This window comes from Actinopolymorpha pittospori (genome assembly GCF_014873875.1).
In the GTDB taxonomy this organism is placed as follows: domain Bacteria; phylum Actinomycetota; class Actinomycetes; order Propionibacteriales; family Actinopolymorphaceae; genus Actinopolymorpha; species Actinopolymorpha pittospori.
On sequence record NZ_JADBEM010000001.1, the window covers coordinates 7,061,119 to 7,085,756 of the forward strand.

Here is a 24,638-nt window from a genome sequence, read left to right on the forward strand (position 1 = left end):
CGCCACCGTCACCGCTCAGGGCCACAACCCCCGGCCGACACGCGGGACTAGCAGCGAGGATGGGGACTTCTACCTGGCCACCAGTGGGGACCTAGAACTGGCCACCAGTGGGGACTTTTTCATGGCCATGGACACACAACCAACGTGCGTAGCCGGTGATCATCACCAGCACCGGCAGCTGCTTGGCGCTACGCGTTTGCCCATGCCCGACAGGGATTTCGACGTCGGGGAACCAGAAGTCGCACTGGGCGATCTCGCCCGGATCATAGGCCGTGCGCGAGGCCGGGTCCGGCGGTAGATACACCGGCCGCAACTCCCGCACCCGATCCTTCAACACCGTGATCGACCGGTCCCAGCCGATCCGTTCCGCGATCACCGTGGCCGGCATGTCCGGCCACGCCGCCAGCAGCTCCCGGATCCGCGGCTCGACCGCATCCACGATCGACCCCCGCCCCGCACGCTGGTACCGCGGCGGGCCATCAGCAGCCAACGCCCGCCTGACCGTGTTCCTCGAGATCCCCATCACCCGCGCGATCGCCTTGATCGGCATCTTCTCCGCCCGAGACAACCGGCGGATCTCAGCCCAATCTTCCACTGACAACACCTGCTTCCTCCCCCAGCTCGACTTGAGCCAGGGTCTCGACAAGGGGTCAGTTTTCGTCCGACGCCAGGGGGTCAGTTTTCACGTGTCGTCGACACCGCGAGCGGCTACCCACACCCGAACCGGGGGTGGGTAGCCGTTAGTCGTCTCACTCGTCCTCGTCATCCTCGCCGCCCCAGTACCTAAATTCGGCGGCGAGCTCGGCGAACGCATCGCCGTCGTAGTCGACCTCGGCGAGGTCCGGTACGAAGAGGCCCTGCTCTGGGTAGATGGTCTCGGAGTGCCTCATCACCTTCACTATGAAGTCGGTCGCAGCACGAAGCAGCACTGGTTCGTCGAGCCAGAGGCCCATCTCCAGGCTGTGGCGTGAGGATGCCGTTCCGTTCGCGCTGCCGACCCACACTCGGGCAGGTGAGAACCGCTGGATCTCGTCCATAGCCTCTTCATCCTCAAGCCACCACAGATGACCCACGATGAACAACTTGGTGTGCAGGATCGGCACTTGCCTGGCAACTTTGCGGAATCCGATCGCTCGGATAGCAGGGATGTTGACGGCAGTAGCCTGCGCGCCGGAGCGCATCGTCGGGGTTCACGGCGCTGCGCTGGTGCGGCGTTGCAGGTCGGCGCATGTCGCTTCCCACGCGTTGCGCTCCGCTGTGCCCTCGACCGTGAAACCGGTCAGGCCGCCCACCAGCAACCCACCACGGTGCGGGCAGTGCCCCTCCGGGCTGCCGCACGCCGCGGAGATCAAGGACGCTGCCGGGAGCCGGCCTAGCTGATCCCCGGCTTCGACCCCTGCCACCGGGTGCCGTGTGCTGGCGGCGCCGGATCATGCCCACCACGGTCTCGATGCGCCGGGGCGGCGCCCTTCGTCCTCCCTCGGTGTTCTCCGTCGAATCAGATACGGACAACGGCCACGCACGTGATCCGCTCACCGGAGCTGCTCGTCACCGCCGCTTCCAGGCCACATGAGCCCTCGCCCGGCCTGCCGCAGCAGTTCCCCGGCGGACTCGACTGATGGTGTGACTCCAACACCACGTCGAGATCACCGTCACAGGCTGGATCGGCTGGTCGCCCATCCGTGCCAGTTCCCGTGTTGCCAGAGCTTCCCCCATAGACCATGAGCCGGGGAAGGGAGGTGACATTGTGAGCGAAGTTCAGGAGGAACCCAAGCCCCAGCAGACCGAAGTTGAGCAGCCCGTCGCCGACGCCCAGGAGCCCTCGCCCGAGGTGAGCCAGCCGGAAGCCCCTGTCGAAGGTGAACCCGGCGCCGCAGCGGCCAGCAGCGAGTCCGAAGCCGAACCGACACCCGAGGAGGCACCTGCGGAGGAGACACCTGCGGAGGAGACACCTGCGGAGGAGACACCTGCGGAGGAGACACCTGCCGAGGAGACACCTGCCGAGGAGACACCTGCCGAGGAGACACCTGCGGAGGAGACACCTGCCGAGGAGACACCTGCCGAGGAGACACCTGCCGAGGAGACACCTGCCGAGGAGACACCTGCCGAGGAGACACCTGCCGAGGAGACACCTGCCGAGGAGACACCTGCCGAGGAGACACCTGCCGAGGAGACACCTGCCGAGGAGACACCTGCCGAGGAGACACCTGCCGAGGAGACACCTGCCGAGGAGACACCTGCCGAGGAGGAGTAGGCCTTCTCGTCAGGGATCGATGGGTGGCAAACCTTGACGGGCAGCAGCAAGAGGTCTCTGGTCGGGGCATCCCGCCGGGCCGGGGCGTTCGGAGCTCGGGCGGGAAGGACGAGGTCTACAGCGTCCTTGCCACGCGGCGAGAATGTGTCACATTGTGCCGGGCGGCTCGGGCGGTCGGGCTCGAGGTGGTCATCTTCGGTGTCGGGTACGTCGAGGACGTGGGGCCACTCCTGCTCCGACCCCTACCACGATGGCCGCGAGCAGCCGTGGTGTCTTGCGAACGATTCCGATGATCGTGCGGGCAGCCTCGACCACGACCCTCTCCCGTCTCTGGGTTGTCATCCATATCGGGCTATGCCGGCCACCCAGACCACACCGGGGTGGCGGGCAGGCAACCGCCCGGGTGTGTGGGGTGTTCGGAAGCGCTCGCGAACCTCATGGAGGCATGCAAGGGGATCATCGCCAAGTTGCGGCAAGCCGAAACCGGGCGCGGAAGGCGGCGTGTCGTCGCCAACGCGGCTTTCAGGCGCGGGCTACGCGGAACCTTCCGCCCATCCAGTCGGGGGTGAGAAGGCGGGCCGGCCGCTGACAGACCCGCCACGAGAGGCGGTCGGACGCGGCTCGGGGGCGTTGAGAGTCCTCGAACGTCCCGAACGCTCGCAAGGCCGTGGAGCAGCGGAGCATGGTGTGTGCGTTCGCCCACCAGGCCGCGCTCGCGCTCCAGCACCTGAGGACCGAGGAGCAACGCGCACAGCTACTGGTTCTGGAGGAACGCGACCGGATCGCGTCCGACCTTCGCGACAGCGTGATCGGCTCCCTCTCCGCGGCAGAGCTGGATCTGCAGAGCGCGGCTGGTCTCAGCAGGCAGGCGGAGGTCCGGCACCGCGTCGACACGGCGATCGAGGCGGTCGACAGCTCCATCCAGGCGATGCGGGACACCATCTTCCAGACGAGGCCGCCGAGCCCGCGTGCAGGTTTCCTCCGTCTCCACACGCCTGCGATTCCGCTCGGTGATCGCCGCTCGCCGTCGCGAAGGGCGACCCACGCGCGCCCGTCGAGGTGATAGTGCAGGTCACCGAGAACGAGCTGATCGCCTGGGGGAGCTCGTGAATCACCTCGGACAACGTGCAACCACCCGTACGGTGGAGGATCTTCCGGCGTCTTATCGTGCGAATAGAGAGGTGCGCCGGCTCACTCCACTGGAGCAGGCCGAACACGACACAATCGTCCGCATTCTGCGCGCACATGAAGGAAACAAGGCCCAAGCCGCAAAGGAACTAGGAATCGGTCACGACGTTGTACAACCGGATCCACTATCTGGGCATTAGCCATTAATTCAACCCCCTCAGCGGAACAAGGAGCTTGATAGTGTCTGCACTCAACCACGAAGTTCTCGCCTTCGATCTTTATGGCACCCTGGTCGATCCCATCGCAATATCTCAAGAGCTGGCAACTCTGCTGAATATCGAGGATGCGAACAGGGTGGCACAGCTCTGGCGGCAGAAGCAGATCGAATATTCATTCCGGGTGACGATGATGGATCGTTACGAGAACTTCGAATACATTACCATGCGCGGCCTTGAATTTGCGTTGGCGACCTCCGGCCACTCCCTTGACGCTACCGTTCGCGAGAGTCTGGTCGAGAAGTACGATTCACTTCATCCTTTTCCCGACGCGGCAACCGGCCTAAAACTCCTGGCTGAAGCCGGATATGAGATGGTCGTACTCTCGAACGGCACCCCGAAGATGATCAGGAGCTGCATCGAAAACAGTGGCTTAGCAGAATACTTTGTCGAATTGCTGAGTGCGGACCCGATGAGGGCCTTCAAGCCGGATCGTACCGTGTATCGATTTGCAGCGGGTAAGCTCGGATGCTCGATGTCGGAGATGTGTCTGGTCTCCTGCAATGCGTTCGACATCGTCGGGGCCAGTGCCGCTGGAATGCGAACGGCATGGGTAAACCGCTCCGGCGGTCCATTCGATACTATCGGAGACGCTCCCGACGTGACTGCTCAGACTATCACGGAGCTTGCCGCGGTACTCAAGTCCTGGCGACAGGATCGACCGTCGGCGACGCAGTGCGCGTCGTCTTTGCCCATGCGGCGTCGGTCCGAATGATCCGGCCGATCGACCTCCAGGATCGTGACGTCGTTCTTGGCCAGGTGGCGCTCGAGCCCGCGCCGTAGGAGTCAGTGCCCTCGATGCCGACCCGAGCCAGGTCACCGAACTCGGCGATCCAGACCAGCATCGCCCGGTAGCCAGCGCGAGTTGTGAGAAGCTACGGTGCTCAACACCGTCTCGGCTGCGTCGATCACCGCTGCCACACGCCGTCGCAGGATACGCCGGCGGGATCCTGGGCAGCGTGATCGGTTGGTCGCGTCGCCGTGGCCGACCGCCGAAATCCGACGACGACCGCAATCGAGGCCGTCGGCCGGCGCTTGATGACCTGTTACCTCCTGCAGTCGGTGGTGTTCGTGGCGCCCCTCGCGTTCGCCCAGGTAGTCGTAGGCGAGATCGAGGTGACCGACCTGGGCGGCGATCACCGCCTGGATGCAGGCCGACAGCGACGAGTCGCGCACGGTCAGCGGCTCGTAGTACGCGAAGTCGCGGGTCTTCTCGTCGGCGGTGAAGCCGTCGCCGCGCTTGTGCAGCGCCATTACCAGGTCGGCCTGCTTGACCACCTGCTTGCGGTACAGCTGCAGGTATGGGAAGTGCAGCATCAGCGGGTACTGGTCGGGGCGGGTCTGCGCGAAGTCCCAGACCGCGAGGTCGGTGAACAGCTCCGCCTGTGGATGTACGCCGAGCTTGTCGTCGTAGGGTACGAACATCGCGTCGGCGGCCCGTGCCCATGCGGCGATCTCGTCACCGGTCACTCCCAATCCCGCCGCCTTGTCCGGGTGACGATTCGCGGCCTCGGCCGCGCCATGCTGCACCTCGCGCCGCGCCGATCCCGGTACAGCCGGTCCTGGATGGCGTCGCGGGTCTCGTCTGGGCTGGCGGCGAGGATGGTGTCTGCGCCGTCGACTCGTTCCCCTCTCTGCCAACCTCTGTTGAGACACCTCGTCCGGTAGGAATTACTGACTGATGAGGGCGAGATCTGGAGAGAGGTTCGATGACGGTCACGACGGCGGTGCCGCCAGTGCGCAATGCTGTGGGGGTGGAGGAAGTGCCTGATCCGCAGGTGCCCGAGCGGGCCACGCGTAGGACGTACACGGCGAAGTACAAGGCCGGGATCCTGGCAGAGTACGACCGGCTGGACCGTGATGGGCGGGGCGCGTTGATGCGCCGGGAGGGCTTGTACTCCTCGCTGATCAGCGAGTGGCGCAAGCAGCGTGACAAGGGTGCGCTGGAGGCGCTGGGTAAGACTCGTGGCCGGCCCCCGGTCGACCCGGTGGAGGCAGACAACGCGGCGCTGCGCGCCCAGGTCGCCAAGTTGCAGGCCGAGCTGGAGACGTCTCGGCGGGTCATCGAGGTGCAGGGAAAGCTCTCCGCGCTGCTGGAACAGCTCGCCACTGGCAGCGGGACCGAGGAGGACCCGGCGAGATGAGCACGGCCATCGCGGCCGCGGTCGATGATGCGGTGGGCGAGTTGGTGTCTCTGGTCGGCGCCAAGGCAGGCTGTGCGGCGGTCGGTGTGGCGCGGGCGTCCTTCTACCGAGCTCGCCCGGCTAGTAAGGCCAGGGCTGCGCCGAGACCGGAACCCGAGCAGGTGCGGGCACCACAGGTGCAGCCGCGTGCGCTGTCGGGCGCGGAGCGGGCCGCGGTGTTGGAGGTGTTGCACTCCGAGCGGTTCGCCGACGCCGCACCGGCCACCGTCTACGCCACGCTGCTGGACGAAGGGACCTACCTGGCCAGTGAGTCCACGATGTACCGGCTGCTGCGCGAGCGGGGCGAGACCGGGGACCGGCGTCGGCATGCCACCCATCCGGCGAAGGTGAAACCCGAGCTCGTCGCGGCCAGCCCGAACCAGGCGTGGAGTTGGGACAGTGCGCCACGAGCGCGGAGAGGGGCTCTGATGTAGGCAGGGCTGCTTGATGTGGTGCTGTGCAGGAGATGGAGGATTGCTGGCCCTCCGGCGTCGCTTTTCGGGGAGAGATGTCAAGCCACCTCACGCTGCGTTGGCTGAAGACCATCGTGGTGAGCGGTGAGGAAAAGGCCCGAGTAAACGGGTAAGGCGGGGACCAGGAAGACGAACGTGAGTGAACCGCTGACGAGGCACCGAAAGACAAGGATGACATCGAAACCGAGGCAGTGTCCCAGCTTCGGGATGAGCCTGGCGGGAGCCCGAGTATTGGCCAGGCGGTGTCCGGTGTGAAGGCGGCGTGATCCTGGTCTGCGGCTTCTGCATGGAACGTGGGAGAGCGAGCGCCGAAACCGTCCGCAACCTGCCGCCACAGCGGTGGGAGGCGGCGAGAGGGAGTGCATCCAAGGCTGCCGCTGGAAGATGCTGAGTACCGTTGCGGCGCTGGCTGGCGGACCGGCTCTTGGTGGAGAAGCCCCTGTAATGGGGGTGGAGCGAAGGGGCCGGCTCATCGTTGACCTGTCGCTTGAGCAACTGGCAGGGCAGACCGGGTGGTCTGTCTGGGCCGGGAGGACGAGAGAGGGCATGTCAGGTTCGGACGGCAAGTCGTTTGTGATTCCCAAGCAGCGAGTGTGGGAGGCGTATCGAAGGGTCGCGGCGAACAAAGGCGCCGCCGGGGTGGATGGGCAGTCGATCGAGGACTTCGAGAAGGACCTGCGGAACAACCTCTACAGGATCTGGAATCGAATGTCGTCGGGGACCTACTTTCCGCCACCGGTGCTTCAGGTGGACATCCCCAAAGCCGACGGTGGGACCCGGACCCTCGGGTTGCCGACGGTGGCCGACCGGGTGGCGCAGACGGTGGTCGCGATGACGCTGGAGCCCCGAACCGAGTCGATCTTTGTGAACGACTCATACGGGTACCGGCCGGGTAAGTCGGCGCTGGATGCGGTGGCCGCGTGCCGCCAACGGTGCTGGAAGAAAAGCTGGGTGATCGACCTCGATCTTCAGAAATTCTTCGATACGGTGCCGTGGGAACTGATGGTCAAGGCGGTGCGGGCCAACATCACCCAGGAGCAGCGGTGGGTGGCCGCGCCGATGCAGACCCACGACGGAGCCGTGATCGAGCGAGACCGAGGAACCCCGCAAGGGTCAGCGGTCTCGCCGGTGCTCGCCAATCTGTTCATGCACTATGCATTCGACACGTGGCTGGCGCGCGAATTCCCGACGGTGGAGTTCGAACGTTATGCCGACGACGCAATCGTGCACTGTGCCACCAAGCGGCAGGCCGAAACGGTCCTGGCCGCGCTGAAAGAGCGGACGGAACAGGTCGGCGTCCGGCTGCATCCGGACAAGACCAAGATTGCGTACTGCAAGGACGAGAGTCGGCGAGGCGATCATGAACACACCTCGTTCGTCTTTCTGGGGTACGAGTTCCGGGCACGATCGTTGAAAGGCAAGGACGGGCGAATGCACGTCAGATTCACGCCTGCGGTCAGCCCGAAAGCTCTCAAGGCAATGGGAGGGGTGGTCCGCTCTTGGCGGCTCCACCTGCGCACAGGAACAGACCTGAACGAACTGGCCAAACAGATCAACCCGATCGTGGCGGGCTGGATGAACTACTACGGCCGATACAACAGGTCGGAGATATATCCCCTGCTACGACGCATCAACACCTACCTGATGCGATGGGCGCGACGGAAGTACAAGCGGTTGCGTGCCTGGAAACGCCTGTGGCGCTGGTGGTCCGGGATCGTCGATCGAGATCCGGGGCTGTTCAGGCACTGGTCATGGGAGCGCATGTCGTCTGGGTATCGATGAGAAGAGCGGAGTGAGCCGAGAGGTTCACGCTCCGTTCTGTGGGAGCCCCGGGGTGAAACTCCTCGGGGCCACCCGACTCACCAAGCTGGCAGGCCCGGCGAAGTGGACCTACTACTACCTGTACGTGATCCTGGACATCTTCTCCCGCTACCCGGTCGGCTGGATGGTGGCCTCCGCAGAGTCCGCGACCCTGGCCGAGCGGCTGATCGCCGAGACGGTCCGCAAGCAGCAGGTCGACCGCAACCAGCTCACCTTGCACGCCGACCGGGGCGCCTCGATGGCCTCCAAACCGGTCGCGTTCCTGCTCGCCGACCTGGGGGTCACCAAGAGCCACAGCCGGCCGCACTGCTCCAACGACAACCCCTACTCCGAGGCGCAGTTCAAGACCCTGAAGTACCGGCCCGACTTCCCCGACCGGTTCGGCTGCATCGAGGACGCCCGCGTGTTCTGTGACCGGTTCTTCGGCTGGTACGCCCACGACCACCGCCACTCCGGGATCGGTCTACATACCCCCGCAGACGTCCACCACGGCCGTGCTCACACCGTCCGCGAGGCCCGCAGTCGGGTCCTCGATGCCGCCCACGCAGCACACCCCGAACGGTTCGTCCGCAAGCCACCCCAGCCACCGAAACTGCCCGCCGCGGCATGGATCAACAAACCCCAGGACAAGGAAGAACCGACTCAGTAATTGCTTCAAGAACGTGTCTCAGAAAGGTTGACAGACATCCCAAGTCGAAAGTTGTCAAGCAGCGACTTGTTCCGTGCGATGTGACCATGCGGTCGCTTCGTCGTACGTGGTGCCGGTCCTGAGGCAGCCGTGCAGGATGCCGACCAGCCGGTTGGCGAGCTGGCGGACGGCGGCGTGGTGGCCGAGGCCGCGGGCTCGCTGCTGGTCGTAGTAGGCGCGGGAACCGGGCGAGCAGATCATCGCGGCGTAGGCCTGGCGGCCGAGCGCGTCGATGAGGCGGTCGTTGTGGACGTATCTGGCCGTGACGACATGCTTCCTGCCGGAGGCGCGGGTGATCGGGCTGGTCCCGGCGTAGTTCTTGCGGGCTTTGGCGCTGGCGTAGCGGTCGGGGTCGTCACCGAACTCGGCAAGCACCCGGGCACCGAGGATCATGCCCAGACCGGGCTGAGACACGATGATCTCAGCGTCCGGGTGCCGCCCAAAATGTGCTTCCACCTGCTCCTGCATGCTCTTGATCTGCTCATTCAGCGTGGTCAGGATGGCCGCTTGGGCGCGGACGGTGGCTGAGTAGGCCGACGTCACGATGGCCGGCTGACCGAGCTGCTCGGCGCGCAGCGCCGCCCGGATCTTCTGGGCCTTGTCGGCCACATGGTGGCGACGGGCCCGCTTGAGCGCCGCGGTGATCTGGGCGGTCGTCAACCGGGCCGCCGAGTCCGGGTCGGGCGCCTTGGCCAGCAGTTCGAGAGCATCAGCTCCGGCCAGATCACCGAACGCGGCCAGGGCAGAGGGAAAGAACTCCCGCAGCGCGTGCCGCAGCCGCAGCATGTGACGGTTACGTTCCCAGATCAACGTCTTGTGCGCCCGGGCGACCACCTTGATCGCCTCGGCCTCAGCGGTGTCCCCGGCAACCGGCCGTAGCTGGTGATGCTGCAGGCGCACCATGTCGGCGATGGTGTGGGCATCGGCGGGATCGCTCTTGGCCCCCGACACCGACGTACTCTCCCGGAACCGGGCAACCTGCAGCGGGTTGATCGCATAAACCCGGTAGCCGGCCGCGATCAGCGCCTGCACCCACGGGCCCCTGTCGGTCTCGATCCCGATCACGACCTGGTCGGCCTCGGCGTTCTCATCCAACTGCCGCCCGATCAACTCGTGCAGCCGTGCGATCCCAGCAATGCCCTCCTCCAGCCGGGCCTTGGCCAGCCCTCGCCCCTGCACGTCCTGCAATTCGACGTCGTGATGATCCTCAGCCCAGTCGTCCCCGACGAACAGCACCTGTTCTCCCGTCCTCGACAGCCACCATCAGCAGCCCGCGGGAGAACCTCCGCAACCTAATGATCAAGTGCTCACGCCACACGACGGCGGGCACGACATCCCATCAGCGGTCCATCCTCCCGACCACCGGCAGGGGCACGATCTGTCAATAGGACTTCATGTCCTGGCTCCGAGAGTGCTCACCTGCCGACGGCTACCGGGCACCGAGTCTGCCAGCGGCTGACCCGGTAACTCTCATTAGGCTCCGAAAGGTAGCAACGATGATCGCTCGTCGAGGATCTTGTCACTCACGGCTCTCTGTTTCCGACCGGCGGGACGGATCCAGCATGAAGATTGCGGAGCGGATCTGGTGGGTGGCCTCGTCGAGTTCCTCGATGACGGTCTGCAACTGTTGGCGCGCGACGGCCGACTCATGTTCGGTGCGAGTGAGGGCGCCGCGTAGGTGGGTATCGAGCGCTTGGATTCGTGCGATCGTCTGCTCCCGCAGAATGGTGGCGACTCTCGCCCGGTCGGCGACGATGAGTCCGCGCTCGTGGGCCTGTCGGATAGCTAGTGCTGCCTGGCCGGCGAAGATCTCCACGAGGGACAGTTCCTTTGCCGCGATGTGTTCATGGACGGAGTCGCGTCGCCAGCCGACGATGAGCACGCCGAGGGTCTTGCCTGCCGCGATGAGGGGGAGGTACATACCAAGACCGAGGGTGACCTGTGCCTGGACCACCTGAGGTGGGAGGTCGTCTTCGAGAGTCATGTCTTCGCTGACGATGGCCCGGCCGGAGTTGATGGCGGTGAGGGCCAGGCCCTGCAGGGGCACAGTGGTTCCGCGTAGGGGCTCCAGGCCTAGACCGTCGACTGCTGCGAAGGTTCCGGTCTCATCTTGGTATGCCGAGTCGACTAACAAGATCACCGCACCGGCCGCTCCGGAGACAGAACGTAGCTCTGCGACAACGATTCGCAATGCCTCCTCGGCGTCGATGCCGGAGACAAGTAGCTGGGTCATCTTTTGGGCAGCTCGCAGCCACTCCTGATGGCGTTCATGGTCGGGCACGGGAGGACCCCCATCAGGGGACTTGCCATTCGAGGATGGTGTGGCGGGGTGGTCTGGTCGGAGTTGGCAGCTGCCGCCGAGGCGTTCGGCGTTGGTCTGCAGGTTGACGAGGAGACCGGCGACCATGGACAGTAAGTCCTCTCCTGCTCAAAGATCCTTGGCTATGGTCCTGATGCTAGGAGCGGTGGCCGTGCAGGTATGTGAGCGCGCTTACGTACGGGCCGGTAGATCACGCGGACCGTCGGGAGCTTCTCGGCGATCAGCAGGGCGTAGCCGAGGTTGCCGTCGGTGACGGCGGCGCGGGCCGCGGCCAACACGGCCGGGGCCGCATCCAGGTCCAACCCAACGTCGTCGAGCCGGTTCGCGGCAGTCATGCGCAGCAGGTTCAGCCGAGCCTCGATCTGGTCGATCATGCGGATCATGGCAGCATCGTGGCGCTCGGTGCGGACGGTGTGCAGGCCACCGGCGGCCAGGATCGCGGTGTATTCGGCGACCGGGCAGGCGTCGGCGATGCAGGCGATCCGCGCGGCGAGCGTGGTCAGTTCCGGTGGGAGCCGGTCGGGGGCGGCGGTGACGTCGGTGATGCCGAGGCGGCCGCCGGATTTCAGGACCCGGGCGAACTCGGATGCGGCCTGGGCCTTGTCTGGTTCGGGGGTGATCTCCTCGACGCAGCACTTCATCAGCTGCTTGACGTTGAGGGTGTAGGGGTCCTGGAAGTCCTGTACGCCGATCATGAACGCCTTGTCGTTCAGGTCCTTCACGGCCTGGGGCAGGTCGATCCGGCAGGCGTCCGCGCAGTCCAGTGCCTCGGCGGTTGCCCGCAGTTTCTCCTCGATGATCGCCCCGAGCTCGTGCTCGTTCAGGCCTCGTTCGACGGCCGCGACCAGGGTGACGGTCAGCCCGGCCTCCGCACAGTGGTCCAGGCCCCGCTGTTTGAACATACGCAGGTCCCAGCCCCGGATCTCCAGATGGGTGCGCTCGTCGAAGCCGTCGAACTGGAGGTAGATGTTCACCGACTTGCCCGGCACCTCGTTGCGCCTGCCGAGCTCGGCGACGAAGTTCCGGTCGGTGGCCAGGCGGATGCCGTTGGCGTTGAGGTTGACGTTCTTGATCGGGCGGGCCTGGGCTAGGTCGATGAAGTCCAGATGTGCTTGTGGATGGTGGGCTCGCCGCCGGAGAACATCACCACCTCCGCCTCGCCCTCGCACGCCACGAAGGCGTCGAGCATCCGCGCGCACTGCTCGTGGGTGATGGAGTAGCCGTCGCTGTGGTGGCCGGAGTCGGCGAAGCAGATCGGCCAGTCCAGGTTGCAGCCGGTGTTGACCTCGATGATGCCCAGGCAGGCGTGCTGCTTGTGCTCCGGACACAGCCCGCAGTCGCTCGGGCAGCCGTCGCGCACGTCGGTCTGGAACGTCAGCGGGATCGTGCCGGGCTTGTTGAACCGGGCTGAGGACAGGTACTCCTCGGCGTCCCCGTACACCAGGGCCTCGAACCCACCGTGATCCCGGCAGCGTTTACGCAGATAGACCTTGTTCTTGCGGATGTTGACCTGCGCGTCAATCGGCGTCTTGCACAACGGGCAGATCGACTTGGTGAACTCCACGAACAAGCAGGTGCCGAGCTGATGGAACTGTGTGCTCGGTCACCGAACTTGCGGTTGCCCGAGTCTTACGTTCGTCTCGTGGTACGACGACTAGAGGCGGGACGACGACACCTCCACTTTCGTGTACCGCTGTGGCGACCCGCCTCGCCGCCGGCGTGGCTGGTGGGGTGGTGTGGTGGGTGCTCGGCGCCTTGGTGATCATGCCCGCCTGGCTTGGCCTGAACGAGATGATCTTCGCCATCAACGCGACGGCTTTGCAGAGTCTGGTAGGTCATCTGATCTATGGGCTGATCCTCGGCGTGGTCTACGCGCTCACCCAGGCACGGCTCGAGCGGCACTGAGATGGGCCCCCGGGAGACAGGCGACCCTTAATGTGAGGCTGGAGTCGTCGTACTGTCTGATCGAAGGGTTGGCGGCACTTGGCCGTCCGGCCGGATCGGGCCCCCCGCCATGGGCGCCCGGGCGAGCCGAGGGGACCGTGCAGATGGAACGTAACGGCGCCTACCAGGACAAGCAGTGGTGCCTGTCCGAGGTGGACATCTTCTGCGACCTGTCCGCGCAGGAGATGGCCGCGATCGCCGAGGCGGCACCGAAGAAGACCTCCGCGGCCGGTGAGCTCCTCTACACCCCGGGATCCTCGGATGAGCGGTTGTTCATTCTGAAGTCTGGCAGGGTGCGGATCTTTCGAGTCGCGGCGGACGGCCGAGCCTTGACCACCGCGATCTTGCAGCCTGGCACCGTGTTCGGGGACATGGTGCTGCTCGGTCAGCAGATGTACGGCAACTTCGCCGAGGCCCTGGAACCGGCCGTGGTGTGTGTGATGAGCCGCGCCGACGTGCAGCGGTTCCTACTCGGCGACCCGCGGATCGCCGCCAGGATCACCCAGATCCTAGGTGCCCGGCTGACGGAGATGGAACGCCGCCTGTGCGACACCGTGTTCAAGAACGTTCCGCAACGGCTGGCATCGACGCTCACGATGCTCGCCGGGCCGGGCCGCAGGGTCAGCCTGACCCCGACCGCGCCGGTGGTGATGCTAACCCACGAACAGCTCGCCGCACTCGTGGGAACCTCCCGAGAGACCGCCACCAAGGCCCTCAACGACCTCGCCGAACGCGGGCTGGTGCGCCTCGGGCGGGGCCGGATCACGCTGATCGACCCCGACGGTATCGCCGCGGAGTCCGGCGACTGAAAGGAGGCTCGGCATGAGGATGAGAACCGTCTGGAACGGCGTGGTGCTCGCCGAAACCGACCGCACGATCGCGGTTGAGGGAAACCACTACTTCCCGCCCGAGTCGCTGCACCTGGAGTACGTCACCAAGAGCAGGTCTCATTCGCCGTGCCCGTGGAAGGGCATCGCGGACCCCTACACCCTCACGGTCTAGCGCAAGCGAGGGAAGTGGACGACCGTCCCCCTCTCCCCCATCACGTGCGAGCACCTGGAGGACTACCTCGCCGGCCGCACCGAGGGTCCTCTCCTGCTCGACGACCAGGACGTCGCCACCGACCGGTTCGACCCCGTACGCGTCTGTCGCCGGCTCGCGAACCGGGGCGGAGTCGCCAACCCCGCCAAGGTCACCCCACACGTACTCCGCGCGTCCGCGATCACCGCGCTCCTCAACTCCGCCGCGCCCGTGCACCAGGTCCAAAGGTGGGCCGCCCACGAACAACCCAAGACCACCATGGGCTACTACGAACGCGCGAACTCCGTACGCCGAGACGCTGCCCTCTCCGGCCGCCTGATCCAGCTCCTCGACGAATCCTCCGCCGGCCTCTGACCGCCCGGAAGTGTCGGAACCTCCCGCGATGATCCGGTGTTGAGCACCGCTCACCTCACGAACGGAAGGACACCTCATGTCGGTGACCCCACGGACCCACTAATGGCCCAGGCTCCGCGAGGCGCCTACAGGAAGAACGTCGACACCATCGCCGCGCGGCGTTGGGTGTCGGGATCGTGCATGTCGGTCGCGTCCGACTTCGTGGGCACGCTCAGGCCAGACGAACGCACTGCCCTGCTGGGACCGCCTGGTCCGCACGGAAATCCATTGGATGGTCGAGGGAGGACCGACGGCCGGCGCGGTGACGCTCGCGGAGTCGCTGGCCGCGACGCCCGGCGACGTCGCTGGGGCGCTGCGCCGCTACGAGCAGACCCACCGGAAGCTGGTGGCGCCGAAGCAGTGCAACGTCGCACGGGCCGGCGAGGCGTCCGAATCCTCACGGCTTCCTGAAGATGTCGTGCGTACCGATCCGACGCCAGATCACGTGAGGCTCACCTTGATGGAACTCAGGACCGTACTGCCAGGTAGCCCGACCAATCGGGGCAAACGATATCTCCCACACCTCTCCCGGCGCACCCTGCACACGCTTGACCCGAAGCCCTCTCCGGAACCCGCGCCCGCTCGACAGGCCACCCCTGAACTCACGAACGGCGCGGCGGAACAGCTCCCGGTCAGCTACATCCAGGCGCTTTCGCCCGCGCCGAGGCCAACGAACCCGAGGCCCGGGAGGCACTCGTGGCCGACCTCTGCGAGAGGCTGTGGCGCGCGGTGGAGGACTCCGACGACGAGACCAAGGCGCAGGTGCGAGCGGCGATCGACGAACTCATGGACGCCGCTGAGCTCGACGCCGATGCCAAGGCGGTCAGGGCGTCTCGGGCCGAACGCCAGGCGGGCGTGAAGGGTGTCTGGGTGACCTGAAGTCCCGGCTCGGGCTATGACATGGTGCACGACGTCACCCTCGACGGGGCGGCTGAGAAAGCCCTGGAGCGGATCAACCGCTCGGACCAGACGCTCGCTACGCGGATTGTCGCGGCCATCGGGGACCTCGCTGAGTATCCGTACGCACCGGCCCGACAGGAAGGCCGTGCGCGGGTAAGGCGTCGGCATGATGCGGATCCGCGTCGGCGACTATCGGATCGTGTGCGAGGTGGGCACCCACGGGATCCGGGTCGTCCGGATCGCACACCGCCGCGAAGTCTACGAGCACCGCCCCAGCCTCGCCGCGACCGTGCGGATACTCAGCCCTTGCCCGCGCAGGGTGGCGATCCGTTGGCGCTCCAACAGGGACAGGTACCGGTTCGACCGCGCGGTCTAGGACGGTCGCACCGATGGCACGCCGCCGTTCTCCGCCCGCCACCGGTAGCCGGTCTTCCGGCCGATCCCCACGATCCTGCACGCCTCGACCGTCCCCACTCCCGACAGCACCAGCCGCCAGTACTCCGACTCCATCTCCAGCCGACGTTTGCGTCCTCGCCTCACCATCAACACGACCCTCGATCTACCAGGTGGTGTTGCGAGAAGCACTAGAACCCAAGCGACGCCGGGGGGGTCAAAAATTCAGCCGTCGTTGACAATCTCTCCTCGTCCTTCGGCCGGTCGTAGCGCGACAGCATGGCGCCACGGCAGCTTGACGCACTATGCGGATAACCATCGGCAATGCCAAAGGCGGATGGAGCTTGCCCGCGGGACCTGGAGACCGCTGGGGCAATCTCGGCGAGTCCCTGACGCCATTCCAGATCCTCGACTACGCCCGGCTGGCCGGCGACATGGCGGCGCTGTACGTCTGGCGGGAGTCCGGCTGGTCGCTGTCGGTTCACCGCGGCTGGTCACATGCGGCTCTGCTCCCCATGGCGCGGTCGTGGTCAGCGGCGGTACGCCGTCTGAGTGGCGCAGTCACCGGAACACTCGTGCGCAGCTCAGGCGCGCGGGATCGGCCTGCTGACCAGTCCGGGCACGATGAAGGCCTCCCCCAGCGACGCTGCTGGCGGGAGGCATTCGGCTTCCTCGGGTTACGACTTCGCTCAGGTGTCGGCCCTCGCCGCGAGCTCGCGCAGGAGTGCCTGCTCGCCTCGGTCGACGGACTGCGGTTCGTCGTCCCTGTCCGCACCGTCAACGCGGCGCCGTCGCCGAAGTACTTCGGCTTCAAGCGCGGCATCACCTGGCTCAACGCCGTCAACGGTCAGGTCGCGGGCATCGGGCAGATGGTCGTTCCCGGCACCCCGCGCGACTCCCCGCACATCCTTGACGCCTTGCTGAACCTGGACGGTGGGGTGACGCCGGAGATGGTGGCTACCGACAACGCCTCGTACTCCGACATGGTGTTCGGCCTGTTCAAGATCCTCGGCTACAACTTCTCCCCGCGCTTTCGCGGCCTGGACGGGCAGCGGTTCTGGCGCGCAATCCTGCCCGGCGTCGAGACGAGCACGTACGGGCGCGCTGGAGGACCTGGCCCGCAACCGCGTCAACCTGAACAAGATGATCATGCACTGGCAGGACATGCTGAAGGTCGCGGGCTCCCTGGTCACCAACCAGGTCAGGGCGACCTGCTGCGGATGCTCGGCCGCGAGAACCGCCGGCGCGGCGAGTGCTCGCCGCGTGGGCCGTTGCAGTCGCGCGCCCACACGTCGTAATCACACCGGATGGCCCTTGCACACCTCCCTGACGGTGTGAACTTGGAGATGGCGGCCTGATCGCCGAACGCGCCTTTCGGAGTCGCCCGCACGCGCTCGGTGGGGTCGAGCGGTTACCCTCGGCGCCACCACAGGCCCTTCGACGCCCAGACGAACTACCCGACTTGCTGGCCGGCTGGCCTGCCTGACTGACCCACGCCAGCCACCGGGGTCGCCGTCATCCGCCGCCGTAAGTCCTGGCCGCGGCCGCTTGCGCGGTCTTGGCCGGAGCGAAGTCCCTCACCGCGATCGCCGAGTGGGCCGCTGCCGCCTCTGGCCGGCCGCTGTCGTGCTGTGGGGCCGCGCTGCACGATCCGGACCAGCCCCATCGGGCGCCGAGTGAGGCGACTATGCGCCGGGTGCTCCAGCCTATCGACGGCTACCGCGGGGCACCGGTTTCTGAAGGAGCGAGACGCACTGGATGCGACCATAGGCGGCTGGCCCATCGCTCGTGCCAACGCCCCGTACGTCGTCGAGCTCGACACACAGTCGCCATCCCTGTCCCGCCCGCGTCCGCCGAGACCGGCGGTCGCGGCGAACGGGAAACCCCTGCGGGGCGCCTCACATGACCAATCCGCACCGATCGCGACAAGACGGAGCCCTGGCACGGACGACGCCACGTCATAGACGATGGCTGCCCAGGTCGCCAGTAGCATGTCGGCTTGTAGCGCTCTGTAGACGACGTCGGAGAGTCGGCGTTTGAGGATCCGCATGGCTTCCCGGCCGCTGTCACCTGAAGCGACTCGTCTAGCGATCATGGCTTTCGTGTCGGGATGCCAGCGCGCTTGGGTGAGCGCGACGCGGTGGAGCGCGGCGTTGAGTTGGCGGTTGCCGGTGCGCGAGGAGCCGGTGCCTGGCCCGGTTGGAGGACCAGACTGGCAGCGGTGCGGTGCCGTTGTGGCGGGCGTATGCCTCCTTGGAGCGGAAGCGCCTGACACCGGCGGTCTCGCCAACGATCTTGGCGGCGGTCAGGACTCCACAGCCGGGAATGGCCAGCAGCGATGGCGCGATCGCCTCGACTCTGCTGGTGATCTCAGCGGTGAGTTCGTCGATCTCGGCAGTGAGGCGACGGGCGTGGTTGACCAGACGTTAGGCAAGTCCAGCCACCAGGTCGTCGAAGGGACGTAGACGTTCCTCGATGGCGTCGTAGGCACTGGCGCGGTCAAGGGAACGTGCTCGCGGGTCCCAGCTCGGGCCGAGCTCGTGCAGGTGCCAACGCAGCCGGTTCACGACCCTTGTGCGCTCACAAACGAGCGCTTCTCGGTGATCGGAGAGGAGCCGCACGTCCCGGTCTGGACCGTCCAGCCGCGCTGTGGGCAGGTCTGGTTCGCGTAACACTGCTCGTGCAACCGCGAGCGCGTCTATTGGGTCGGACTTGCCATAGGTGCGGGCGGAGTCTCGGACATGAGCCATCAGCTTCGCCGGCACGCGTGTGATTGTTTCGCCCGCGGCGAGCAGGTCCCGCTCCAGGCGCCGGGACAGGTGGCGGCAGTCTTCCACCGCCCATCGCCGGTCTGGGCCGAGCTGGTCGACCCAGCGCAGCATCCGAAGGTGGTCTCCGGTTGTCGTGCCGACGGTCCTGCTTGCCAGGTGGGGGCCGTGTTCGTCGATCGCGACGACGGTGTGGCTGCGCTTGTGCGCGTCGATACCAAGAATCACCATGGGTGCCGTGTTCTCCTTCACTCGAACGGGGAACACGGACCGGTCGGTGGGCACATCCCAGTCGGGGAGCGATGCCACGCTCCTCTTAAGCCACGCCGGCCGGTCGTCATGGGTCCGACGCACTACAGACAGTAGCCACCGCAGGGCAACAAACAGGTGGAACGAACCCGCCTGACCCATCAAACCTGCCACTGGGATTAACGGCGCCTCTCTGTGTCAAGTTGATCTTGTGTCGGTGGTTGTATGGTGGCGGCTGGCGGGTTCGGGAGTGACTTGTCCGACGAGGCGCTGCGCACCGACGCCGGCGAGACGATGGTCCTGCGAGACAACTACTTCGTCGAGCAGGCGCTGCCGGAGGCCGTCCTACGCACCCTCACCGATCAGGAGATGGCGGCGTACCGACGGCCGTTCACCGACCCCGGCGAGGGGCGACGGCCGACGCTGACGTGGCCGCGGGAGATCCCCATCGACGGCGAACCCGCCGACGTGGCTACGATCGCCGCCGCCTACGCGGACTGGCTGGCGACCAGCAGTGTGCCCAAGCTGTTCCTGAAGGCCGAGCCCGGTGCGATCCTCGCCAGCGACTGGCTAGTCGACTTCGTCCGCGCATGGCCAGCACAGACAGAGGTGACCGTCTCGGGATCGACTTCGTCCAGGAAGACTCGCCGGACGAGATCGGGCGGGCCATCGCCGACCGCATGGAGACGTTGGGCTGACGAGGCCATGCATGCCCACACGGGCATGACGTCGTACCACCGGCGGCAGTCAGGAATGCTCGTTCATTCTCGTAAGTCAATCGTTTGCGACGGCTCATGCTACGTCCGACCGGAGTAGACGGCGGGACGGTGATGTTCTGGGAGGTACCACTCCTCAGGCCTCCGGCGCCGGCCGATCCGGAGAGCCACCGCCGCCACGGCTCTTGGTCCAGAGGTGCACCCCGCAGACAGATCCGCAAACAGCGACCAGAACGCGCATCTCGATCGGTAGTCAAGGCGTCCAAGGAAGAGTCGGGCGGCCAATTCATCGGAGCCGTGAAGCGCGATCAAGGCTTAGCCACGCCCAGCCCTCCCGGGCCAACCAAGAACTTCCGGATCCAGGCTTAGGTTCTGGCATGCTCCTTGACGTACTTGACCAGGCCGACGACGTCCTCCGGGACGAGCCGCCCGATGGCACCGCTGGAGTACACCGACACCACGATGGTCCCGGTCGGGTCCAAGACGAACCCGGTCGACTGTAGGTACACCGGATCGGGGTTGACGAAGGCGCCGGTTGCTTCGGCCACCGCGTGTGCGTCCGCGCTGTGGCCGACCGCGAAGGTGAGGCGAAGCTTGTCCACCAGGCCCTTGGTGGTGGCTTCGTCGTCCACGGACAGTGCCACCACCTTGACCCCGAGCGTGGCAAGGCTGTCCTGCGCACGTTGAAACGCCCGGAGCTGGGCGTTGCAGTAGGGGCACCAGGAGCCTCGGTAGATCAGGACCACGCCGAAGTTGCCGGCCAGTTCCTCTCGGACGGACACGCGGCGGCCGTCGGTGAGGTCGAGCGTCAGGTCGGGAAACGCAGAACCTGCGTTGAGCAGTGCCATGGGGTTCCTCTCTCGATAGGAGTTCTTGGTCGAACAGGGTTCAGAGCTGGTCGTTCACATCCCAAACCTGGCCTGTCGCTGAGTCGGCGAGCCGGGTCAGGAGGGAGCCGGCCGAGTGCTCGGGGCTGATGAGGCTGCTGTTCGCGTGGTAGTCGACGAAACGTGTGTACGTCGCGACGCTGAGGCGACCCTCACCGTGTTCGCGGATCCACGCCTGCATGCCTGTGTCGACGGTGCCGGGGCGGTACACGTTGACGGTGACTCCGGTGTCCCTGACCTCCTCAGCGAGGTTGAGGGTGTGTGCCTCCAAGGCGGCTTTCGTCGCCGCGTAGGCATTGCCGCCCACCATGAAGCCCGGCCGGGCGACGACGCCGCTGGAGACGTTCGCGACACGCCCCCAGCCGCCCTCGACCATCTTGGGAACGACGGCGAGCGCGAGGGCCACAGCCGCGAACACGTTGACGTCGAACGCCGCGGACCAGGTCGCGATATCGAGTTCAGCGGTCGAGCCCAGCGGCTGCACCACGGCCGCGTTGTTGACCAGGATGTCCACCGGTCCCAGCGCATCGACCGCCCTGTCCACAACCTCGGCAGCACTGCCGTGCGCGCTGAGATCGGCCGAGATTGCCACCGCTGTGCCACCCCGCCTGTTCACCAGTCGGACGGTCTCGTCGAGCTCTGCTTCCGTGCGCGCCACCACAGCCGACCTGACCCCGGCATCCGCGAGCTGTACCGCGATGGCACGCCCGATACCGCGGCCCGCGCCCGTCACCAGGGCTGTCCTTCCACTCAGGGACATCGATCCCTCCGTTCTCAGTGCTCGCCGGATTGGAACAATCCGTCACCACATCCGTGTCGCTCGAGACGGGGTTCTTACCAACCGCCGGGCTCGCGTGGTCGAGACCGCAGGGCCAGGCGGGCGGAGTGGCTTTCGTCGGCTTTCTCATCCGCCGTGCCTGCCAAGGGCAGTCCGTTACGTCTTCAATCGACACTTTGATAGGCCTCAGCAGGACAAGGTTCCACTTCCACCGCCTATGAGGCGTTGATGGCTCGTGTGATCGCGTTCGACGTCAATGTGTCGACGATCACGTAATTCGGATCTGGCCCAAATTCCGTGAGGCGCTACTGTTGGTGATGAGGTTCCCCCCGCGGAGTGGACACCTGGAGACTGGGACGTGTGAGCCCAGAGGAAGTAGTGCCAGGTGGGAACCAAGAGCAACATGAGTAAGGGGACGTCCAAGTATTACTTGGTCGTTCCGTGGCGGGCTTCGTTGTTTTGAAGGGCTTCCGGGATTGGTCGAGAGTGGATGGTGTAGTTCCATTCGCCGTGGAAGTCGTTGTGGGTGATCGGGACGGTCTTCATCTGGGCGTTGGTGATCTTTTCTCCGGTCGGGTATGTGTTGGTGTCCAGGATCGCCTCGACTCTGAACCCGGTCTTGGTGGTTGTGGCACCGATCGTCTCCACGATGACCTGATAGTCGGTCAACGGCCGGCCACGCCAGTTGATCGAGATGAACGAGAACAGCCGATCTTCGACCTTGTTCCACTTCGACGTGCCGGGCGGGAAGTGGCACACCCAGATGTCCAAGCCGATCTCGGCCGCCAGTTTCACCAGCTCGACTTTCCACCCTCGCAGCCGGTAGCCGTTGGAACCGCCCGCGTCAGCGGTCAGCATCAGCCTGCTGGCCTTGGGGTAGCGTTCGCGGCCGACGTGTTCCCACCAGGTGCGGATCGCGTTGACCGCGAACCCTGCCGTGTCATGGTCAACGCCCACGGACACGAAACCGTCATCTGCGCCGAGGTCGTAGATACCGTAGGGGATCGCTTTGGGCACACCGGTGGGAAAGTCATGACCGTTGACCTTCACGGGTTGTCCGGCCGGGGCCCACTCCCGACCGTTGTTGGCATACTCACCCACCAACTCCTTCTTCTTGGTGTCCACACTGATGACCGGGTCACCAGCAGCCAGAGACTCGGCCGCGGTGTCATTGATGTGCCGGAACTGGGCATCCCGGTCCGGATGCGAGGCGCCTTCTTTGGTTTTGAACGTCGACTGCAGCCGGTACCCGGCTTTTTGAGCAGCCTGGTCACGGTCGTCCTGCCCACCGTGAAACCGTTGGCGGTCAAGCCTTTCACCAACTGGGCTGCCGACTTCGTCGTCCACCGCAGCACAGAGGAAGGATCCCCACGGGTCTCCGGCGCGACAAGCTCCTCCAACGCCTCGGCAACGCCAGGCTGGGCATCCTCAGTCGCCGGGCGCCCCGCACCAGGCGCACGCACACGCGCATCAGGCTCGGCACCGGCACGGACCTCGTTCACCCCAGCCTGAACCGTCGAACGCGACGCACCAGAAAGCCGCGCCACCAACGCGATCCCGCCCCAACCGATCGCCTCCGCCTCAGCCCCCAGCAGCAACCGCCACTGCCGCTCGTCCAGGTGCGGCTTGAGCACGGCAAGCTTCTCGGCAAGACCCCGTTCTGTAACCATGCCCTCACAACGAGTAGATCATGAAAGAGTCGCGCCCATGTAATTTACGGACGCCCCCTAACCTCAACTATTCACGGAAATTGATCTAGTGGTGATGGATTCTTGTTTGGGCTTGCGTGGTTGTGAAAGCTGCTTGCGGGTAGGCTGGCGCGCCCGGCGGCTGGGCGCCGGTTGTTGTTGTTCAGTGGGGGTTTGCGGGTCTCCGTTTCTGCGGCTCGCGAGGTGGTCAGGGACGGCGGGTGTTAGCCGAAGGCCGTACGGATGCGCGGCCAGCCTTTCTCGATCGCGGGGCTGGGGGTCCAGGAAGAGTCCAGTTTCAGATACAGCTGTCGGGCGGTGGAGACGATTTTTCCGGCGACGTGTAGGACTTTGTAGCGGAAGGTTTCGGGTGTGGCTTTGGCGATCCCGGGGTGGTCTTTGAAGCCGAGCAGTTTCGCCCAGCTGATCAGATCCGCGGCGGCGAGCGCTATCTCGAACCAGGCCTGGTTGTGGCAGAACGCGTCCAGCGGCAGGTTGCCCAGGCCGAGGTGGCCGGAGTCTTTGATCCGTGCTTCGACGTGGGCGTGCTGGCGGTGTCGTAGCTCCAGTCCCTGGATCTGGTGGGGGACTACACGGGCCGGGGTGTCGGTGATGAACGCGGTCAGCCGCATCCCGTCACTGGTGGTGTTGTGCAGTTGGAGTTGGGCGCCCGGATGCGGGCGTTCCTTGCGTAGGATCAGCCGGGTGCCTTGCGGCCACTTCGACAGATCCACACAGTGTGTGGCTTCGAACACCATGGCACCGTCACGGATCCCGTCGTCTTCGATCGCGGTCGCTCACAGCTGCTCGTCCACCGCGTCGGCGATCCCCACATAGGTGGGGGTCGACTCGGTGGAGAAGCTGAACTCGCAGTGTTTCTGCCGGCAGTAGGCGGCGAAGTCGTAGGTCGCCCCGGCCGCATCGGCCCGGATCAGGATCTCCGGCGCACCGTCGACGCCAGGCCGGTAGGACTCCGGGAGCGCTTCAAGGGTCAGGTCCAGCAGTGTCTTGTGGTCGGCGATGGTGTTCGACCCGGCGTTTCCGGGCCGAAGGATCCCAGCCAGCGACTCCCCGCCGGAGATCTCGGGCCGGTCCAGATAGGAGTGCAGCGGATGGAACCCGAAGCTCTTCTTCCAGGTCGGTGCAGCGCCGGACTTCTCGCTGTGAGCGATGGTGATCGTGGCATCGAAGTCGATGTGCAGATACCCACCGGTGGCCTCCAGGTCCGGGGCCGCTCCCGCCTGCCAGGCCCGCTCACGCGCCTTCGCCCGCGCCTGGCGCACCAGCCCCAGATGCTGTTCATCGATCCTGTCGACCAGCCGCCACACGGTCGGCTGACTGGCCACCGCCCCGTGCAGTTGCGGGCGGTCCCGCAACACCGCGATCCCCGACGTCGACGTCGCCCCATCGGCGATCGCACACGCCTGATCAGCGAACACCTGCCCCGGGGAGTGAAGCCACGGGCCCCGATACGTGTCAGCCAACGCCTGGGTGACGAACCTGGTCAGACCCACGAACTCAGCGAGCTCGCGCAGCATCGACACACCCGCATGCGAGGCCAACCCGTGCCCATCCGAGCTGACCCGAAGCCGCGGCCCAGCCACGCCACCCCTGCCGCCAGCCGAACCATCCTTGCCTCGGCGTGCCTTCTTCCCACCCGACGAACCCTTGCTACGCTTCACCTACGGAGTGCCTTTCTGCGAGAAAGATCGTTGTCCTCAAACACCGATTCTTCCTTA

Annotated in this window: 25 protein-coding genes and 8 pseudogenes; 17 read left to right on the forward strand and 16 right to left on the reverse strand. The window is 65.8% G+C overall.

Annotation, left to right across the window (positions count from 1 at the left end):
• Nucleotides 1-136: 136 nt before the first annotated feature.
• From HEB94_RS32835 to HEB94_RS32845, 3 genes and pseudogenes are all read right to left on the reverse strand, one after another.
• A pseudogene (locus HEB94_RS32835) lies at nucleotides 137-604 on the reverse strand (helix-turn-helix domain-containing protein); the annotation flags it as partial.
• A 145-nt stretch (nucleotides 605-749) separates the two neighbouring features.
• Nucleotides 750-1,103 (reverse strand): hypothetical protein, encoded by a 354-nt coding sequence (locus HEB94_RS32840; protein WP_192753446.1) that lies wholly within the window; start codon nucleotides 1,101-1,103, stop codon nucleotides 750-752.
• An 87-nt stretch (nucleotides 1,104-1,190) separates the two neighbouring features.
• Entirely contained in the window at nucleotides 1,191-1,403 is a 213-nt protein-coding gene (locus HEB94_RS32845) for a hypothetical protein (RefSeq protein WP_192753447.1), read from the reverse strand.
• A gap of 344 nt (nucleotides 1,404-1,747) precedes the next feature.
• On the opposite strand from HEB94_RS32845, the gene HEB94_RS32850 reads away from it, so the two are divergent.
• From HEB94_RS32850 to HEB94_RS32865, 4 genes are all read left to right on the forward strand, one after another.
• Nucleotides 1,748-2,254 (forward strand): hypothetical protein, encoded by a 507-nt coding sequence (locus HEB94_RS32850; protein ID WP_192753448.1) that lies wholly within the window; start codon nucleotides 1,748-1,750, stop codon nucleotides 2,252-2,254.
• A 682-nt stretch (nucleotides 2,255-2,936) separates the two neighbouring features.
• Nucleotides 2,937-3,317, forward strand: coding sequence for a histidine kinase (locus HEB94_RS32855; RefSeq protein WP_192753449.1), 381 nt, complete (start codon nucleotides 2,937-2,939; stop codon nucleotides 3,315-3,317).
• Nucleotides 3,318-3,435: 118 nt separating this feature from the next.
• Complete coding sequence (locus HEB94_RS54890; RefSeq protein WP_420481610.1) at nucleotides 3,436-3,582, forward strand: helix-turn-helix domain-containing protein; 147 nt, start codon at nucleotides 3,436-3,438, stop codon at nucleotides 3,580-3,582.
• 40 nt (nucleotides 3,583-3,622) lie between these two features.
• Complete coding sequence (locus HEB94_RS32865; RefSeq protein ID WP_192753451.1) at nucleotides 3,623-4,372, forward strand: haloacid dehalogenase type II; 750 nt, start codon at nucleotides 3,623-3,625, stop codon at nucleotides 4,370-4,372.
• Here the strand turns inward: HEB94_RS32865 and HEB94_RS51445 are convergent.
• Nucleotides 4,339-4,578, reverse strand: a pseudogene (locus tag HEB94_RS51445) (IS110 family transposase); the annotation flags it as partial. The gene HEB94_RS32865 and the pseudogene HEB94_RS51445 overlap by 34 nt on opposite strands.
• A gap of 177 nt (nucleotides 4,579-4,755) precedes the next feature.
• A pseudogene (locus HEB94_RS52850) lies at nucleotides 4,756-5,313 on the reverse strand (hypothetical protein); the annotation flags it as partial.
• Nucleotides 5,314-5,366: 53 nt separating this feature from the next.
• Between HEB94_RS52850 and HEB94_RS32875 the strand changes: the two are divergent.
• The 4 genes and pseudogenes from HEB94_RS32875 to HEB94_RS32890 form a co-directional block, all read left to right on the forward strand.
• Nucleotides 5,367-5,801 (forward strand): hypothetical protein, encoded by a 435-nt coding sequence (locus HEB94_RS32875; RefSeq protein WP_192753452.1) that lies wholly within the window; start codon nucleotides 5,367-5,369, stop codon nucleotides 5,799-5,801.
• Nucleotides 5,798-6,238, forward strand: a pseudogene (locus HEB94_RS32880) (IS3-like element IS1141 family transposase); the annotation flags it as partial. The gene HEB94_RS32875 and the pseudogene HEB94_RS32880, both read left to right, overlap by 4 nt.
• 621 nt (nucleotides 6,239-6,859) lie before the next feature.
• Entirely contained in the window at nucleotides 6,860-8,095 is a 1,236-nt protein-coding gene (ltrA, locus tag HEB94_RS32885; protein ID WP_192753454.1) for a group II intron reverse transcriptase/maturase, read from the forward strand.
• 76 nt (nucleotides 8,096-8,171) lie between these two features.
• Nucleotides 8,172-8,783, forward strand: a pseudogene (locus HEB94_RS32890) (transposase); the annotation flags it as partial.
• A 54-nt stretch (nucleotides 8,784-8,837) separates the two neighbouring features.
• Here the strand turns inward: HEB94_RS32890 and HEB94_RS32895 are convergent.
• The 4 genes from HEB94_RS32895 to HEB94_RS49685 form a co-directional block, all read right to left on the reverse strand.
• Nucleotides 8,838-10,058, reverse strand: a complete 1,221-nt coding sequence (locus tag HEB94_RS32895; protein WP_192753455.1) for an IS110 family RNA-guided transposase — start codon at nucleotides 10,056-10,058, stop codon at nucleotides 8,838-8,840.
• Between the two features lie 283 nt (nucleotides 10,059-10,341).
• The gene (locus HEB94_RS32900; protein WP_192753456.1) at nucleotides 10,342-11,229 is read right to left on the reverse strand and encodes a GAF domain-containing protein; all 888 of its coding nucleotides are present in this window, start codon (nucleotides 11,227-11,229) and stop codon (nucleotides 10,342-10,344) included.
• Between the two features lie 35 nt (nucleotides 11,230-11,264).
• On the reverse strand, nucleotides 11,265-12,311 hold the full coding sequence (locus HEB94_RS49680) for a hypothetical protein (protein ID WP_202896694.1): 1,047 nt from the start codon (nucleotides 12,309-12,311) through the stop codon (nucleotides 11,265-11,267).
• Nucleotides 12,230-12,706 carry a hypothetical protein gene (locus HEB94_RS49685; RefSeq protein ID WP_202896695.1) on the reverse strand — a complete coding sequence of 159 codons (477 nt, stop codon included), beginning with the start codon at nucleotides 12,704-12,706 and terminating at the stop codon, nucleotides 12,230-12,232. The genes HEB94_RS49680 and HEB94_RS49685 overlap by 82 nt, the downstream gene beginning before the upstream one ends.
• A 131-nt stretch (nucleotides 12,707-12,837) precedes the next feature.
• Here HEB94_RS49685 and HEB94_RS32915 point away from each other — a divergent pair, with 131 nt between their 5' ends.
• From HEB94_RS32915 to HEB94_RS55125, 6 genes and pseudogenes are all read left to right on the forward strand, one after another.
• Nucleotides 12,838-13,047, forward strand: a complete 210-nt coding sequence (locus HEB94_RS32915) for a DUF6789 family protein (RefSeq protein WP_192753457.1) — start codon at nucleotides 12,838-12,840, stop codon at nucleotides 13,045-13,047.
• Nucleotides 13,048-13,190: 143 nt separating this feature from the next.
• Complete coding sequence (locus HEB94_RS32920) at nucleotides 13,191-13,895, forward strand: Crp/Fnr family transcriptional regulator (protein ID WP_238361703.1); 705 nt, start codon at nucleotides 13,191-13,193, stop codon at nucleotides 13,893-13,895.
• Nucleotides 13,896-13,908: 13 nt separating this feature from the next.
• Complete coding sequence (locus tag HEB94_RS32925; RefSeq protein WP_192753458.1) at nucleotides 13,909-14,088, forward strand: DUF427 domain-containing protein; 180 nt, start codon at nucleotides 13,909-13,911, stop codon at nucleotides 14,086-14,088.
• 15 nt (nucleotides 14,089-14,103) lie between these two features.
• Nucleotides 14,104-14,481: pseudogene (locus tag HEB94_RS32930) on the forward strand (tyrosine-type recombinase/integrase); the annotation flags it as partial.
• A gap of 735 nt (nucleotides 14,482-15,216) precedes the next feature.
• Nucleotides 15,217-15,399, forward strand: a complete 183-nt coding sequence (locus HEB94_RS32935; RefSeq protein WP_192753459.1) for a hypothetical protein — start codon at nucleotides 15,217-15,219, stop codon at nucleotides 15,397-15,399.
• Nucleotides 15,400-15,586: 187 nt separating this feature from the next.
• Nucleotides 15,587-15,796, forward strand: a complete 210-nt coding sequence (locus tag HEB94_RS55125; RefSeq protein WP_202896696.1) for a type II toxin-antitoxin system RelE family toxin — start codon at nucleotides 15,587-15,589, stop codon at nucleotides 15,794-15,796.
• Here HEB94_RS55125 and HEB94_RS49695 read toward each other — a convergent pair.
• A complete protein-coding gene (locus HEB94_RS49695) occupies nucleotides 15,793-15,963 on the reverse strand; it encodes a hypothetical protein (RefSeq protein WP_202896697.1) in 171 nt (56 codons plus the stop codon). The genes HEB94_RS55125 and HEB94_RS49695 overlap by 4 nt on opposite strands.
• 578 nt (nucleotides 15,964-16,541) lie before the next feature.
• Here HEB94_RS49695 and HEB94_RS51455 point away from each other — a divergent pair.
• Together HEB94_RS51455 and HEB94_RS54905 are read left to right on the forward strand one after the other, a co-directional pair.
• Nucleotides 16,542-17,022: pseudogene (locus HEB94_RS51455) on the forward strand (Tn3 family transposase); the annotation flags it as partial.
• 325 nt (nucleotides 17,023-17,347) lie between these two features.
• Entirely contained in the window at nucleotides 17,348-17,719 is a 372-nt protein-coding gene (locus tag HEB94_RS54905; RefSeq protein WP_192756814.1) for a transposase family protein, read from the forward strand.
• Between the two features lie 178 nt (nucleotides 17,720-17,897).
• Here the strand turns inward: HEB94_RS54905 and HEB94_RS54910 are convergent, their stop codons facing one another.
• Nucleotides 17,898-18,236, reverse strand: a complete 339-nt coding sequence (locus HEB94_RS54910; RefSeq protein ID WP_202897544.1) for a transposase — start codon at nucleotides 18,234-18,236, stop codon at nucleotides 17,898-17,900.
• 3 nt (nucleotides 18,237-18,239) lie between these two features.
• A complete protein-coding gene (locus HEB94_RS49710) occupies nucleotides 18,240-18,812 on the reverse strand; it encodes an IS110 family transposase (RefSeq protein WP_202896700.1) in 573 nt (190 codons plus the stop codon).
• Nucleotides 18,813-19,085: 273 nt separating this feature from the next.
• Here HEB94_RS49710 and HEB94_RS32965 point away from each other — a divergent pair, with 273 nt between their 5' ends.
• Nucleotides 19,086-19,646 carry a hypothetical protein gene (locus HEB94_RS32965; RefSeq protein WP_192753460.1) on the forward strand — a complete coding sequence of 187 codons (561 nt, stop codon included), beginning with the start codon at nucleotides 19,086-19,088 and terminating at the stop codon, nucleotides 19,644-19,646.
• A gap of 265 nt (nucleotides 19,647-19,911) precedes the next feature.
• Here HEB94_RS32965 and HEB94_RS32970 read toward each other — a convergent pair whose 3' ends face one another.
• The 4 genes and pseudogenes from HEB94_RS32970 to HEB94_RS32985 form a co-directional block, all read right to left on the reverse strand.
• Nucleotides 19,912-20,394: a peroxiredoxin family protein gene (locus HEB94_RS32970; protein ID WP_192753461.1), complete on the reverse strand. Its 483-nt coding sequence runs from the start codon at nucleotides 20,392-20,394 to the stop codon at nucleotides 19,912-19,914.
• A 40-nt stretch (nucleotides 20,395-20,434) separates the two neighbouring features.
• Nucleotides 20,435-21,193, reverse strand: coding sequence for an SDR family NAD(P)-dependent oxidoreductase (locus HEB94_RS32975; RefSeq protein ID WP_192753462.1), 759 nt, complete (start codon nucleotides 21,191-21,193; stop codon nucleotides 20,435-20,437).
• 444 nt (nucleotides 21,194-21,637) lie between these two features.
• Nucleotides 21,638-22,558: an ISAzo13 family transposase gene (locus HEB94_RS32980; RefSeq protein WP_337918090.1), complete on the reverse strand. Its 921-nt coding sequence runs from the start codon at nucleotides 22,556-22,558 to the stop codon at nucleotides 21,638-21,640.
• Nucleotides 22,559-23,123: 565 nt separating this feature from the next.
• Nucleotides 23,124-24,503, reverse strand: a pseudogene (locus HEB94_RS32985) (IS1380 family transposase).
• Nucleotides 24,504-24,638: the final 135 nt, after the last annotated feature.